The organism is Nostoc sp. CALU 546 (genome assembly GCF_048836525.1).
Genome location: NZ_JAWJTF010000028.1, coordinates 51164 through 66262, shown reverse-complemented (window position 1 = coordinate 66262; position 15099 = coordinate 51164). Strand labels below are relative to the sequence as shown.

At 41.0% G+C, this 15099-nt stretch carries 15 protein-coding genes and 1 pseudogene; 13 read left to right on the top strand and 3 right to left on the bottom strand.

Annotation, left to right across the window (positions count from 1 at the left end):
• Nucleotides 1–112: 112 nt before the first annotated feature.
• Nucleotides 113–1717 (bottom strand): sensor histidine kinase, encoded by a 1605-nt coding sequence (locus tag RRG12_RS16265; RefSeq protein ID WP_420760004.1) that lies wholly within the window; start codon nucleotides 1715–1717, stop codon nucleotides 113–115.
• Nucleotides 1718–2107: 390 nt separating this feature from the next.
• On the opposite strand from RRG12_RS16265, the gene RRG12_RS16260 reads away from it, so the two are divergent.
• The 13 genes and pseudogenes from RRG12_RS16260 (at nucleotide 2108) to RRG12_RS16200 (ending at nucleotide 12826) form a co-directional block, all read left to right on the top strand.
• Nucleotides 2108–2881 (top strand): red chlorophyll catabolite reductase, encoded by a 774-nt coding sequence (locus RRG12_RS16260; protein WP_420760003.1) that lies wholly within the window; start codon nucleotides 2108–2110, stop codon nucleotides 2879–2881.
• Between the two features lie 52 nt (nucleotides 2882–2933).
• Complete coding sequence (locus tag RRG12_RS16255) at nucleotides 2934–3968, top strand: nitrilase-related carbon-nitrogen hydrolase (RefSeq protein WP_420760002.1); 1035 nt, start codon at nucleotides 2934–2936, stop codon at nucleotides 3966–3968.
• 171 nt (nucleotides 3969–4139) lie between these two features.
• On the top strand, nucleotides 4140–5558 hold the full coding sequence (locus RRG12_RS16250; RefSeq protein ID WP_420760001.1) for an aldehyde dehydrogenase family protein: 1419 nt from the start codon (nucleotides 4140–4142) through the stop codon (nucleotides 5556–5558).
• Nucleotides 5548–6021, top strand: a complete 474-nt coding sequence (locus tag RRG12_RS16245) for a hypothetical protein (RefSeq protein ID WP_420760000.1) — start codon at nucleotides 5548–5550, stop codon at nucleotides 6019–6021. The genes RRG12_RS16250 and RRG12_RS16245 overlap by 11 nt, the downstream gene beginning before the upstream one ends.
• Before the next feature lie 98 nt (nucleotides 6022–6119).
• Nucleotides 6120–6392, top strand: coding sequence for a hypothetical protein (locus tag RRG12_RS16240; RefSeq protein WP_420759999.1), 273 nt, complete (start codon nucleotides 6120–6122; stop codon nucleotides 6390–6392).
• A 41-nt stretch (nucleotides 6393–6433) separates the two neighbouring features.
• A complete protein-coding gene (locus tag RRG12_RS16235; protein WP_420759998.1) occupies nucleotides 6434–7972 on the top strand; it encodes a clan AA aspartic protease in 1539 nt (512 codons plus the stop codon).
• A 57-nt stretch (nucleotides 7973–8029) separates the two neighbouring features.
• Nucleotides 8030–8197, top strand: coding sequence for a hypothetical protein (locus tag RRG12_RS16230; protein ID WP_420759997.1), 168 nt, complete (start codon nucleotides 8030–8032; stop codon nucleotides 8195–8197).
• Nucleotides 8198–8374: 177 nt separating this feature from the next.
• Nucleotides 8375–8611 carry a hypothetical protein gene (locus RRG12_RS16225; RefSeq protein ID WP_069069592.1) on the top strand — a complete coding sequence of 79 codons (237 nt, stop codon included), beginning with the start codon at nucleotides 8375–8377 and terminating at the stop codon, nucleotides 8609–8611.
• Nucleotides 8608–8883 (top strand): annotated as a pseudogene (locus RRG12_RS16220) (hypothetical protein). The gene RRG12_RS16225 and the pseudogene RRG12_RS16220 overlap by 4 nt, the downstream one beginning before the upstream one ends.
• 424 nt (nucleotides 8884–9307) lie before the next feature.
• Nucleotides 9308–9754, top strand: coding sequence for a DUF3598 family protein (locus RRG12_RS16215; RefSeq protein ID WP_069069595.1), 447 nt, complete (start codon nucleotides 9308–9310; stop codon nucleotides 9752–9754).
• Nucleotides 9755–9902: 148 nt separating this feature from the next.
• Nucleotides 9903–11291 carry a histidine--tRNA ligase gene (gene hisS, locus RRG12_RS16210; RefSeq protein ID WP_420759996.1) on the top strand — a complete coding sequence of 463 codons (1389 nt, stop codon included), beginning with the start codon at nucleotides 9903–9905 and terminating at the stop codon, nucleotides 11289–11291.
• Nucleotides 11292–11587: 296 nt separating this feature from the next.
• Complete coding sequence (locus RRG12_RS16205) at nucleotides 11588–12226, top strand: Uma2 family endonuclease (protein ID WP_420759995.1); 639 nt, start codon at nucleotides 11588–11590, stop codon at nucleotides 12224–12226.
• A gap of 24 nt (nucleotides 12227–12250) precedes the next feature.
• Entirely contained in the window at nucleotides 12251–12826 is a 576-nt protein-coding gene (locus RRG12_RS16200; RefSeq protein ID WP_069069598.1) for a TMEM175 family protein, read from the top strand.
• Between the two features lie 213 nt (nucleotides 12827–13039).
• Here RRG12_RS16200 and RRG12_RS16195 read toward each other — a convergent pair whose 3' ends face one another.
• Nucleotides 13040–13753 carry a rubrerythrin family protein gene (locus RRG12_RS16195; RefSeq protein WP_420759994.1) on the bottom strand — a complete coding sequence of 238 codons (714 nt, stop codon included), beginning with the start codon at nucleotides 13751–13753 and terminating at the stop codon, nucleotides 13040–13042.
• A 253-nt stretch (nucleotides 13754–14006) separates the two neighbouring features.
• Nucleotides 14007–15086, bottom strand: a complete 1080-nt coding sequence (locus RRG12_RS16190; RefSeq protein ID WP_420759993.1) for an alkene reductase — start codon at nucleotides 15084–15086, stop codon at nucleotides 14007–14009.
• Nucleotides 15087–15099 lie beyond the last annotated feature (13 nt).

Here is a 15099-nt window from a genome sequence, read left to right as displayed (position 1 = left end):
CTCTACGAGACGTTAAAAGCGTAGCTTGCAACTCTTACAGAGTACGCGGACTTGCTACCGCTACGTTAGCGCAGCGTCTCGTAGAGAGCGTCATTGCGAATTGCGAATTGGTTTAATCTGTCTGCTTGATAGGAATCTCAATCACAAACTCTGTACCTTTTCCTGGTGCAGAAATACACTTAATTCTTCCTTTATGTTTATCTACTATAATCTGATAACTAATAGATAATCCTAAGCCAGTACCTTTCCCTATAGGTTTAGTAGTAAAGAAAGGGTCAAATAATCTAGTTTGAACTTCCTCAGTTATTCCTGAGCCATTATCTTTAATGCTAATCATTATCCAATTTTCATTTTTAACTTGAGTATGGATAATAATAGAACTAAGCTGTTTTTCAATCTCTCCTTCTAAACAGTCTGTTTCTGGTTGATGTAAAGCATCAATAGCATTACTCAAGATATTCATAAAGACCTGATTCAATCCCCCTGGATAACATTCCACAAGAGGTAAGTTACCATAGTTTTTGATAATTGTAATTTCCTGCTTTTTATGATTTTCTTTTAACCGATACTGTAAAATCAATAGGGTGCTATTAATTCCTTCATGAATATCAACCAGTTTCATTTCGGCTTCATCAAGACGCGAGAAGTTCCGCAAAGTTAATACAATTTCGCGAATACGTTCAGCACCAACTTCCATTGATGATAATATTTTCGGCATGTCATCAATAATAAACTCTAAATCTATCTCATCAATTAGAAGATTTATTTCTGGATTTTCACTACAATATTGTTGCTGATACAGATTAATTAAACTTAGTAATTGCTGGCTATATTCTCTAACATGAAGTAGGTTGCCATAAATGAAATTAACTGGATTATTGATTTCATGAGCAACACCAGCAACTAACTGACCTAATGAAGACATTTTTTCAGTTTGAACAAGTTGTACTTGAGTGTGTTGCAATTCTTGGAGTGTCTGTTGTAGTTGAAAATTTTTGTATTTTAACTTTGTTGTTCTCTCTGCAACTTGTATTTCCAACCTACAATTAGTTTCTTCTAAAGCAGCTTGAGCAATTTTTTTATCTTTTAAGTATTGCTGCAATAAATGCAATACTAAAAGCCATGCTGGAATTAACATTGCTAAACTTATAATAGATTCTGAAATTGCCCATAATATTCTTTGATAATATTCATCAACTTTCTGCTTTAGCTGAAGCGAAATATTCTGCTGCCTTTTAGCAACGCCATTAGCATAAATCTGTTTATTGGTTTCATATTCGCTGCTAGAAAGTAGTAGCATTGCTTGATCTTTTTTGTTTTTATTAACTAAATCAAAAGATTGATATTCTATTGCAACCAAACGTTGATTAGCAGCATCAATTTTTTTGGCATCCTCATTTTTATATGCTTTGGGAGCCAGTTTAATAGATTCTTTAATAGCATTATCAAGTTTAGGTTCAAATTGGCGATACCGTTGTTCCCAAAACACGTTACCTGTAGCAGCATTCATGCGGGCTGACATCGTTAATACTTCATCGAGATAGGTAATTTCATTACTCAGTGTTTGCAGCTTAAATTCATATTTAGTAATACTATTAAAACTATGATATGCTTGCCAGTTAAGCCAAATTTGAGGGGTAAATAAGAGCAACGTCAACAGCACTGTTACAGTTACAAGTTGAGAGGAAACAAATCTAAGTTTATAAGATAGGTGCATTTTGATAATATTTTTAGATAGATTATAGTTGAGGATTAACCAAATTTAATCCTCTCCTAAAACTTTATTCCAACAGTATTAATACTTAATAAAAAGGTTAAAATTTTTGTAGTTGATTTTGATAAAATTTAAAAATAATCTCATTTCTTTAATTCACTTAAATTCTTTTGCCAGAGACAAAACATAAATTATCAAGTTTTTTCAACCTCGAAACTCGAAAGTTGCACTCCAGAATCCGAAACTTGCATTAAAGATGTTGCTGCAATAGCTTTATCATGGTTTAGTTGATAGGCTGTTTCCCACAGTACTGAATTCAATCTAAGCAAAGAATTAGATGCCAGAAAGTGTCAAACTAAATATTAAGTCTATAGAAAAGCCGCAACTCAAACCATGACTCAGCAACCAACGAATCTAGACAATAAAACTGTATTTGAGCAGTTGTGGGGAATTACAAAGGAACTCCACCAAAAACTAGAGGTTCGTTTTCAGTTACATCCAGACCCTTCTGTAGAAGATTTACAGCAATACAGCAGTCTCGATGGCAATATGAAGGGTTCACTCACTGCTTTTTCTGGGAAAGAAATTGATTGGCTAGTGCATTCGTGGTTGGGAAACCCGGAAAAATCAAACTTTACCACCATGCGTCTCACCACTTGGTTAGCGCCGCATATCCAGGTTCCGCATTTGGCGTTTGAGTTTGGCACACTTCCAAATGCAGATATTTTCTTTTATATAGATTACATTCCCCGGACTGAGCTTTTAACCGATTTAGCATATCTCGATCGCTATTATGAGCCAGTTAATCAAACATTCTTAAAGTTGCAGTCAGACTCGCGGCTCAAATTATTTACTAGTAAAAGTGCGTATATTCGACTATTTCAATCACCTGCCAGCTTATGTTACACCAGCGCACCTACTTTTGAAACCCTTGAACTAATTCGCACACTTGCACACGAAACCCTCGATCGCTGGTTAACTTGGGTAGATGCAGCTGAACCTGTGCCAGAAGATGCACAGGAAGCTTTGGCTGCTCGTGATTTGGCGCTACGCCGAATCAGTGCTGAACGCGATCCAGGTAATAAATTTGCCGCACAACTATTTGGATCGGAATTGACAGATAAACTTGTGCGATCGCTCTGGGGTGGTGATCGAATTAGTCATTAGTCATTGGTCATTGGTCATTGGTCATTAGTCATTAGCAAAAGACAACTGCTTCATGCCCACTAATCCAGACTTCTACCGGGCTTTGGCACTGCAAGTTACCTGTCATGCAGTCAACCAAGCAAGCGATCGCCAACTAGCGCGATCGCTCATGCAAAATTCCATCAACCGCCTAGCCCAACAAATTGCTGCCAGTATCGCTTTCATCGGCTTCGATTGTCGTTTAATTGTACTGCCAGAATATTTCCTCACCGGTTTTCCGATGGGAGATTCTTTAGCCGGATGGGCAGAAAAAGCTTGTATAGAAATGGCTGGTGCTGAGTATGAAGCCCTTGGTAAAATTGCCCAAAAGCATCAAATCTTTTTGGCTGGTAACGCCTACGAAATTGACCCCAACTTTCCCGGCTTATACTTCCAAACCTGCTTTATACTTGACCCCTCTGGCTCAATCGTCTTGCGGTATCGGCGGCTAAATTCCTTATTTGCTCCCACACCCCATGATGTTTGGGATAAATATCTTGACTGCTATGGTTTAGAAGGAGTTTTCCCCGTAGCCAAAACTGCGATCGGTAATTTAGCTGCTTTAGCCTCAGAAGAAATTTTGTATCCAGAAGTGGCGCGGTGTCTGGCGATGCGAGGAGCGGAGATTTTTGTCCATTCCACCTCGGAAGTATACAACAAAAACCTCACCCCCAAAGACGCAGCAAAAATCACTCGCGCCGTCGAAAATATGGCATACATAGTTTCAGCTAATACCGCAGGCATCGCTAATATTGCCATCCCCATCGCTTCGGCTGATGGTGGTTCTAAAATCATTGACCATCGCGGAATCGTATTATCAGAGACAGGTGCAGGTGAGAGCATGGCAGCATTCGCAGAGATTGATTTAGGAGCATTACGCCGCGATCGCCGCCGACCGGGGTTAAATAATTTACTTAGCCGCCAGCGGTTTGAACTATACGCCGAAAGTTATCAGCAGTCACACTTTTACCCCGCTAATACTATGCTGGAGGGAGAAGTAGACCGCAAACACTTCTTGCAAACACAGCAAGCCACCATTGAGCGGTTAGCCAAACTGGGGATAATTTGAATTTGAATTTGAATTTGGGAATGGGGCATTGGGCATTGGGCATTGGGCATAGGAATACAAATAAAATAACTCCTACCCTACCTACCCCCTGCCTCCTGCCCCCTGCCTCCTGCCACCCCCTGCCTCCTGCCCCCTACCCCCTGCCTCCTGCCTCCTGCCTCCTGCCTCCTAATGACAGAACCAATAGAAGTCCGTAATCCCCGAACTGGCAAATTTGACTACGTAATTATCCCGCCGCCTCCAAGGTTGGTGGTGCAGCAATGTAAGCGCACGCGCAGGGCACAAATTCGCTGGCAGCAGTTGGGTTTAGAGGGGAGAATTGAAGCTTTACAGCAGTGGAAAGAAGCGATATTATCAGGACGCGATCGCCTCACGGAAGCTTTGGTAAATGATACCGGAAGATTATCAACCTCAGTATTAGAAATAGACTCCTTCCTCTCTAGCATTGATCGCTGGTGTAGATTAGCACCGGAATTGTTGCAAGAATCTGCAAAAAATACAGCAATTCCCTTTATTGCCTTGCAACAAACATCCGTTCCTTATCCCCTAGTTGGGGTAATTAGCCCGTGGAATTTTCCGCTGTTACTATCTACCATTGATACCATTCCGGCATTATTGGCGGGTTGTGCTGTCATTGTCAAACCCAGTGAAATTGCTCCCCGCTTCGTAGCACCATTGACAACAGCACTCAACGCCGTCCCCAAATTGCGCGATGTTTTAACTTTTGTTGAAGGAGCAGGTGCAACCGGATCAATTTTGATTGACAATGTAGATTTAGTGTGCTTTACGGGCAGTGTAGCCACAGGGAGAAAAGTGGCAGAAGCAGCTGCTAAACGGTTTATTCCAGCTTTTTTGGAATTAGGGGGAAAAGATCCTGCGATCGTTTTAGAATCAGCCAACTTAGAATTAGCAACTTCAGCAATATTGTGGGGTTCCGTCGTCAACACCGGACAGTCATGCCTCTCAATTGAGCGAATTTACGTTGCAGACTCCATATTTGAAAAGTTTTATCATCAACTAGTAACTAAAGCACATCGCCTCGAACTAGCCTACCCTACAGTCGAAAGTGGAGAAATCGGCCCCATCATCGCCGAAAAACAAGCAGCTATTATTAGCGATCATCTCCTAGATGCAGTGGAAAAAGGAGCAGTAATTCACTGCGGTGGTGTAATTGAAGACTTAGGTGGGGGTTGGTGGTGCCGTCCCACAGTTCTCACCCAGGTTAATCATTCCATGAAAGTGATGACCGAAGAGACTTTCGGCCCGATTATGCCAGTAATGCCTTTTGGCACAGTAGAGGAAGCAGTATCTTTAGCCAATGACTCAATTTATGGATTGAGTGCTGCTGTATTTGCCTCAGAAGCCGAAGCCTTAGAAATTGCCCAGCAGATAGATGCAGGTGCTATCAGTATCAACGATGCTGCACTCACCGCAATTATGCACGAGGGAGAAAAAAACGCTTTCAAATTCTCCGGTTTGGGAGGGTCACGCATGGGTGCAGCGGCGCTGAAACGGTTCATGCGAAAAAAAGCTATTTTAATTAAAACTAACGCTACTAATGACCCTTGGTGGTTTGATAATGGGGAGTAACCAATGGCGTAGCTTGCTGCCGTACTCCTTTAGAAAAGCAAGCTACGTAAAGCGTCTCCAAGAATTGGCATCGCATTCTCGTTCTGTTCAAAATATTTGTTTTACCAGAAGCGATCGCTTCTGCCACAGTTTTGTCTACGATAACCAAAGCACCTGGAAGAATTTTGATAGTTTTGGTTCAGAACGCGAGTCCATTCGTTCAGAACGCGAGTCCATTCGTTCAGAACATGAGTCCATTCGTTCAGAACATGAGTCCATTCGTTTAGAACATGAGTCCATTCATTCAGAACACGAGTCCATTCGTTTAGAACACGAGTCCATTCGTTCAGAACACGAGTCCATTCGTTCAGAACACGAGTCCATTCATTCAGAACACGAGTCCATTCATTCAGAACACGAGTCCATTTGTTCACTTGGTCAGTGGTGCAGTGTTGAAGTATGGCAAAGACAGCCGGGAATATGAGATGACAGGCATCGCTGTTCGTTTCCTTGTCGTTTAACAATTAGTTGCACACTATAATAAATAGGGCGATCAAATGCTTTACTTGAAAGCTTGCCTGTATGTCTTATCCGAAACTAAATGACGAAGAAATTATCCAACGTGGTAAAGAATTCTACGAAAAACATATCCGTTCCCAAGTTGAGACAGTAGAGAATATTGGCAAATTAATTTCCATCAATGTTGAAACAGGTGAATATGAAATTGGTGATGATTTGTTGGTAACAAGCCGTCGTTTGCAAGCCAAACAGCCTGATGCAGCAATTTGGGCAGAAAGGATTGGTTATGATGCCGTGTATGCTGTTGGTGGTTCATTAGTCAGGACGATACAGTGATACATGGGACGGTGGTTGGGCTTCAAGCACGAATAAGTGTTTTGGTTCGTTTGGAAGACAAGTCAGATGTAGAAATTGAGTTTGTTATTGATACGGGGTTTGAAGGTTTTCTTACCTTGCCACCTGATCTGGTTGCAAAACTTAGCTTGCCATATATTGCTAAAATTCAAGCAAATATTGCCGACAACTCCAAAACTACAACAAATGCTCATGCAATAAAGATTCTTTGGAACGGTACGGAGCGAGAAGTCATCGTGTTGGCGATGGGTCGTCGTCCTCTCCTGGGAACTGCACTACTTGCAGATTATCATCTCAGCATTGATTTTTATGAAGGTGGTATACAGGCAACTGATATTACAACACCATTTATCGAAACAGGTAATCTATTCTATGTAGATGAAGCAGACTGGATTAGATATCCTCAAGGCAGGATTAAAAAAGGTGAATTATTAATTGAGGTAAAGGGAAAAGCTGAAAAAATTTCAATAGTGCCTGATGATTTTCCAGAAAAAGTTTTAGTTACTGGAAGTCTTTATAAGTTGACTGTGAATAATGATATCAATAGATATTATCTACTCATTTATTTGATTACAAAATACGGAATTGCATTCCGCAACAGATATAAATCAAATCTTCTAATATCTTTTATTAGCAAGCAAGAACTCTACAGTATTCCGATACCATCTTTCTCTACAAGATTTCAGGTAGTTATAGAAAGTATATTTATAGAACTTTCTAGACTCAGAAATTTATCAAATGAAATTTATCAACAAGCTGAGAATTTGCTGTTGTCGGAGCTTGGTTTGAAGGACTGGCAACCTACGGAAGAAACGGTTGCCGTTAAGAGTTTTGCTGAGTCGTTCCTGTCCTGCGATCGCCTCGACGCTGAGTATTACCAGCCAAAGTATGATCAAGTAGAAGAAGTTATTAAAGGTTGTGGTTTCCCATCTCAAAATTTAGGCTCATTAATAAATCCGATTCAAAATGGGTTTGACTATCGAGAATATACCGAAGAGGGAACACCTTACATTCGTGTTGGTGATGTTAAAAACGGACAAATTAATTTTGAAAGTGCTGTCAAAATACCGATTACAATGGCTGATGTTAACAAGCCTGTAGGTTTGCAGGTAGGAGATATTCTTTTCACTCGTAAAGGTAGTTTTGGCAACTCCGCAGTTGTTACAGAACTAGAAGTTAACGGGATTATTAGCAGTGAAATCATGCTTGTACGTTTGACTTCAGCTTTTAAAAAAGAAATTCTACCGGAATATGTCAGTCTATTTTTGAATTCAAAATTTGGTTATTTACAGGTTGAGCGCAGGGTTCATGGCGTGGCTTACTACAGTATTTCTCAGCCGGATCTAGCCAATTTACTAATTCCAATCTTGCCGAAACCCCAACAGCAAAAAATTGTTGAGAAGATAAAGTCATCATTTTTATTAAAACTAAAATCCAAGCAACTGTTAGAAATTGCTAAAACAGGAGTAGAACGAGCGATCGAAACCGATGAAGCGACAGCAACGGCTTGGATAAATCAGCAGCTTGAAGCGTTAGGAATCAATCTATCAAACTCAAACTAACCTAATGGAGGCAGAATGTCTGAGATTACTATAAACCCAGATCAACTTAAGTAAATCTTGAAAAGTGCGATCATTGAATTAATTCGTGACAATCGAAAAGAAGTTTCTGAATTTCTGGCAGAAATTATTGAAGACGTGGCAATGGAGCAAGCGATCGCTGAAGGTGAAACAACTAAACTGGTTAGCCGTGAGTCCATCTTTCAACTTTTGGAGCCGAAAGCGTGAAAGTCGAGTTTAGGAAAAGCTTTGAGAAGGATCTTGAAATGATGAAGCGACAGCAACGGCTTGGATCAATCAGCAACTTGAAGCCTTGGAGGTAAAGCTACTATGACTGAAGTTAGTAAAGAAGGCAGTTTAGTAAGCCATAATGAGTAGTATCTCTTTGAAGGAAGTACTTTGGTGATGACCGGATTACTTGAACAGGCGATCGCCCAATTGAAAACTTTACCTGCTGACGAGCAGGATGCGATCGCATCTCGTCTTCTTGCTGAAATGGAGGATGAGCGGACATGGAAAGCTCAGTTTGAAGCTACGACAAACGATCAGTGGGATCGGATGGCTGAGATGGTACGACAGGAAATTGCTGCTGGTGATATCACACCTCTAGCTGAAGTTTTCCCCTTTCAGCCTGAGTTATGAAATCAAGCGTTACAAAAGCATTTCGCAAAAAGCTTGACGGGCTTCCTGCATCAGTTCAAGAGCAACTTTCCCCCCATGATGCCGAAGTTATTTTAGGATGCTTACCTGAAAGAATTCGCGCCACTCTAATTGCTCGCGCTACTGAAATTGAATATCCAATCGAAGCAGTTATTGAGATGGCGTTCACGTAGTGTCTCTGAAAGAGAATCGCAAGTTTTCTCGACACAGAGGCATTAGGTTTTGCAGATTGCAAGCCAGGGCGTGGACAATAAAAGCGTCAACTGGCGATCGCAAGCGGCGGGACTGGCGAAAGATATTGCTGTGGATACAGAAGAACATTAGAAGCCAACGATAAACGCGTAGGCGTAGCCCGCCGCATTTATCACTTGGAAGAAAAACGGAATTCGTTATACTTCGCGTCAAATTATGCCAGCGATGATTAAAACCATCTTTGACAACCTTCCCCACTGCCCACTCATAATATGCGAACATAATTAAGTTGTAGCTGGCTACCTGCACAGAAGTTAAAAGTGCATATCATTGCAATCCCTGTTCTGAATCGCCCAGTAGATACCACGGTCACTGGCTTAAAGGTTCCAGGCATTGTAATAAAACATCCTGGTTGTACAGCGAAAACTTTTCCCGATTACTTTACTCGATTTTTCCAAATGTTAGAACAATAAAAGGTGAATTGCAATGTCTAATATTCGAGAAGGTATGCCCGTACTCGCCCGTCATGAAGGAGATTGGGTAGGAACTTATACATTAATTGATACAACAGGAAAAATCCTCGACAAGTATGAATCTCACTTAACTTGTCAATTTCCAGAAAATGGCCCTCATCCCTATTACCAAATAAATCGCTACACATGGTCTGATGGGAAACGAGAAGAATATGAATTTCCAGGAATTTATAAAGATAATAAGCTTTGGTTTGACACCGATCGCATTGAAGGAAAAGCCTGGGAAGCCGATGATTCCATTGTTATTTTGTGGTTTACTTATAAAACAAACCCAGATATGAGCTTATATGAAATGATCTACATTAGTCCTGACAATAACAATCGCGCCCGCACTTGGCATTGGTTTAAAAACAATCAAATCTTTCAACGCACTCTAATTCAAGAAGAACGGCTAAGATAGTAATTTCTCCTTTCAGAGATAATCCGTCATTATTCTCCAGTCCGCGCAGGTGGTCACTGAGCCTGTCGAAGTGCGGACTTTGTTTGTGTAGCCACGACTTCCAGTCGTTAGGCTTTGATCTCAAATTTAAACTTAGTAAGGTACACACATGGCCAAAGGTGACAAAATAAACTTTTCTACTCCTAGCGGTTTCCCAGAATTTCTGCCTAGTGAAAAGCGTCTAGAATTATATTTGTTAGATATCATCCGTAGAGTTTTTGAAAGCTATGGATTTACGCCTATCGAGACACCTGCTGTAGAACGTTTAGAAGTGCTGCAAGCTAAAGGGAATCAAGGCGACAATATCATTTATGGAATTGATCCTATATTGCCACCAAATCGACAAGCCGAGAGAGATAGATCGGGCGAAACAGGTTCGGAAGCAAGAGCTTTAAAGTTCGATCAAACAGTTCCTTTAGCGGCATATATTGCTCGTCACCTAAATGAATTAACCTTTCCCTTTGCTCGATACCAAACCGATGTGGTTTTTCGGGGAGAACGGGCGAAAGATGGGCGTTTTCGTCAGTTTCGTCAGTGCGATATTGATGTAGTTGCTCGTCGTGAACTCAGCTTGCTTTATGATGCTCAAATGCCTGCAATTATCACTGAGATATTTGAAGCAATTAATATTGGCGATTTTCTGATTCGCATCAACAACCGAAAAGTTCTGACTGGTTTCTTTAAATCACTGGGAATTGCCGAAAATCAAATTAAATCGTGTATTGGTATTGTTGACACACTAGAAAAAATTGGTGAAAGTAAAGTAAAACAAGATTTAGAAAAAGAAGGAATATCAGCAGAACAGGCGCAAAAAATTATTGAGTTTATTAAAATAGACGGTTCGATTGATGACGTATTAGATAAGCTCAAGCATCTCGCCCAAAATCTGCTAGAAACTGAGCAATTAAGCTTAGGAATTACCGAATTAGAAACGGTAATTGCAGGGGTGCGTAATCTCGGAGTTGCCGAAAACCGTTTCTGTATAGATTTATCTATTGCCCGTGGCCTTGATTACTATACTGGCACAGTTTACGAAACAACCCTATTAGGACATGAAGCTTTAGGTAGTATTTGTTCTGGTGGTAGGTATGAAGAATTAGTCGGGGTATTTTTGGGCGAAAAAATGCCTGGTGTAGGCATTTCTATTGGCTTAACTCGCTTAATTAGTCGCTTGTTAAAAGCTGGTATTCTAAATACCTTAGCTGCTACACCAGCCCAAGTGATGGTAGTGAATATGCAAGAAGATTTAATGCCCACTTATTTAAAAGTTTCTCAATATCTGCGTCAGGCGGGAATTAATGTAATAACTAACTTTGATAAGCGTCCTTTGGGGAAACAATTTCAATTAGCAGACAAGCAAGGAATTCAATTTTGCGTAATTATTGGTTCTGAAGAAGCAGCAGCGCAAAAATCCTCACTCAAAGATTTGAAAACAGGTGAGCAAGTAGAAGTGCTACTAGAAAACTTGGCTGAGGAAGTTAAAAAAAGGCTTACTTAAAAGTTGATTTATAAAGTAGCGACTGTCTATTGCAATCTGCTTCATATACCCTACTTATTTAGAAGTCATTTATGAGTTTGTCTGATCTCCCTAATCTCTGGGTTCCTTTAGCACTTTTAGGTTTAATTGTGATAGCTGCTGTATTTTTCAGCCGCAGCAATTGAGATTTAAAGCATTACAGAAATTAAGTAAGGTAAAGTAGGACAGCCTTGTGCTGCCTGACAGTGCTTTGGTAATAATCAAAGTCTAGCTACAGTTTATCTAAAGCATTACAGTTGAGGTGGAGGTTCAGTTGTATGTTTGCTGTTGTCACACCCGATACAATCCATTTGCCCCCAGGTGCGGTAGTACGCCTACCTGGAAGTTGGCAAGATTATCAAGCACTGAATGAACAACTAGGCGATCGCTCCTCTCCTCGCATTAAATATCGAGATGGAGAAATTCTCTTGATGGCACCACTACCAGAACATGGGCGTAAAGTAAGTGTAATTGCAGATGTAGTCAAAGTTTTGCTCGATCATCTGGGACGAGAATACGAGGCATTTACCCCAATCACAATGGAACTACCACAAGAAAGTGGTATAGAACCAGACTACTGTTTTTATATTGAAAACTGGGAGACAATCGCAGGTAAAGATCGCATTAATTGGGGCGTCGATCCATCACCTGATTTAGTGGTGGAGATAGACATCACCAGTTACACCGATGTAAATGACTACCTACCTTATCGAGTACCAGAAGTTTGGTTGTTTAGGAAGAACCAGCTGGTAATTTACAGATTGCAGGGCGATCGCTACACTGTTGAAACCAGTAGCCGTTATTTCCCTAACATCAATGTGTCAGAAGTAATTACAGAGTGTTTTAAAATTGCCTACGAGCGCAATACTAGCGCTGCTATTCGAGAATTACGGCGGAAATTGGCAAGTGAGAATTAAAGATTATAAAAAAGGAATACGTACATGGGAAAAGGGAGATTAGAAGCATTCAGCGATGGAGTGATTGCCATCATCATCACCATCATGGTGCTAGAAATCAAAGTGCCGCATGGATTAGATTTAGCTGCGCTACATCCGCTAATCCCGGTATTTCTGAGCTACGTGCTGAGTTTTATTTATATCGGCATCTACTGGAATAATCACCATCACCTACTACAAGCAGTCCGACAGGTAAATGGGCGTATACTTTGGGCTAATCTGCATCTGCTGTTTTGGTTGTCGCTAATCCCCTTCGTCACTGGTTGGATGGGCGAGAATCACTTTGCCGCCATGCCAGTTGCCCTTTATGGTACGGTGTTGTTGTTGAATGCAATCGCTTACTTCATCCTTACCCGTGTCCTCATTTCTCACCACGGTAGGGACTCAACTTTAGCGATCGCAGTTGGTGAAGACTTAAAAGGAAAAATATCGGTGGTATTCTATGCTGTGGCAATTCCACTTGCCTTTGTGAACTCATGGTTTGCCTGTGCATTGTACGTTTTAGTCGCAATCATCTGGCTGATTCCAGATCGTCGCATTGAGAAGACTCTCACTTCCTGAACGAATTACGAATTACCTAAGTTGTTACGCATTTAATTTGTACATTTACCTGATGACAGTTAACGACTCATTTCACCAAAACAAAAGGCATAGCCGTTATCTTCTGGTGAACACATGATCAAAACCTCTGTATAAAAAATCAAGAACGCGAAGTATCTTTTAAGACGCTTCGCGTTTATATGCTAAAAAAAGATTGCCTAATTGATTGTTGTCTTAAGCTGCAACTTTTTCCTCAAATGGTTTAAAGGTTTTTTTGCTAGCGCCACAAATCGGACATTCCCAGTCTTCAGGAATTTCTTCAAAAGGTGTACCAGGTGCAATCCCCGAATCAGGATCGCCAGCAACGGGATCGTAAATCATACTGCATTGTCTACAAATCCATTTCCGAGTTTTAGGATCTTCACCAGCAACTCTGGTTGCTGTTTGTCCACCATTTAATACTTCTAAGGCTTCAGTATAGCGATCGGCGTGGTAATTTTCGATGAATTTTAACAAGCCAAAACGGTGTGCAGCTTCCCGAAATGTGTTGGCATGATCGGTAGATTCTTGAACTTGTTTGAGAAATTCTTCAGCTGCGGGATTGTCGCGATCGCGTTGGGCATCTGCGGCAAACTCAGGATACATTGTGGTATATTCATAAGTCTCGCCTTCAATTGCCAAAGATAAACAGCGAGATACAATTTCCCGCTTTTGTTCATCAGTTAAAGCCGCTGCATCTTCTACCACAAGTTCTGGATGTAGTAATTTAAAATGTGCAAAAGCGTGTTCAGTTTCTTGATCTGCTGTTTCTTTAAAAAGTTTCGCCAAGTCTGTAAACCCAAGTTGACGCGCTACATCTGCAAAAAACAGATACTTACGATTTGCCATCGATTCACCACCGAAGGCAGCTTCTAAGTTTTGGAGTGTAGTAAAGTTGGACAAATCCATAATTTTTTAATGCCTGATAAGTGATATTTAGTGCAAAAGCACAGACTCTACAACCGGATAATCAGCCGTTATTTGTATAAGTTATAAATGCTTTATACAAACTTTGTCATCCCATCTTTAGCAATCCGTTTTAATCGAAAGCCAGCACGGCTGTGTTCTCCTACTTGGACAATTATAAAACCGAAAAATTGTGCAACTGACAAATTATATTTTTGATTTAGAGATGGCTGTGATTGCTTTAATTTGTCTGAAGTTATAAAAAGGGATAGTCGGTGTATCCTGTAGCATCAGGTGCATAAAATGTTTTTGGATCTGGAGCGTTCAAATGTGCATTAAATTCTAAACGTTTTGGTAAGTCAGGATTAGCAAGATATAACTTGCCAAAAGAAACTAAATCTGCATTGCCACTAGTAAGAATGCTATCTCCTGTTTGGCGATCGTAGCCACCATTGGTAATCAAAGTACCTTGGAATATTTGTCGAAAGTAGGGTGTAACTGGGTTCATGACTTCGCGGGTTGCTAAATCAACTTCGTTCGGTTCCATCAGGTGAAGATAGGCAAGTCCAAAGGGGTTAAGAGCATTGATTGCATAACCAAAAGTTTCTTGAGGGTTAGAGTCATGCATTCCATAAAAAGTGTTACTTGGCGAAAGTTTTATACCAACCCGGTTCCCACCCCAAACGCTAGCGACTGCTTCCACAACTTCTAAAAGGAATCGGCTACGCTTTTCTATTGAACCGCCATACTCATCTGTGCGCTGGTTAGAGCCATCTTGGAGAAATTGGTCGATTAAATAACCAAATGCACCGTGAAGTTCAATCCCATCAAAACCAGCCGCCAAGGCATTTTTGGCACCTCTGCGGAATTGCTCGACAATCTCGGAAATTTCTGGGGTTTCTAAAGCGCGGGGAGTTTCCAACGATACTTTACCTATGGGTGTATGGAGTGAGCCAATCCCTGCGATCGCACTGGGAGCAACTGGCAATTCTCCATCAAGTAAAGCCGAGTGAGAAACTCTCCCAGAATGCCAAAGTTGCAAAAAAATTCTGCCCCCTTGTTCGTGTACTGCATTAGTTACCAACCGCCATCCTGCCACTTGTTCTTCTGAGTAAATTCCCGGACAGTTAATGTATCCTAAACTCAGAGGTGAAACCATCGTACATTCGGTAACGATCAGCCCAGCACTAGCGCGTTGGGTGTAGTAAGTTGCCATTAGCGAGTTGGGGATGCTTGCAATTGCCCGCAAACGCGTCATCGGTGCCATTACAATCCGGTTTGGTAAGGTGTAAGGGCCAAGCTGAACTGGTGTGAAAAGATTGATATTGGAATTCATAGCTTAAATTTCT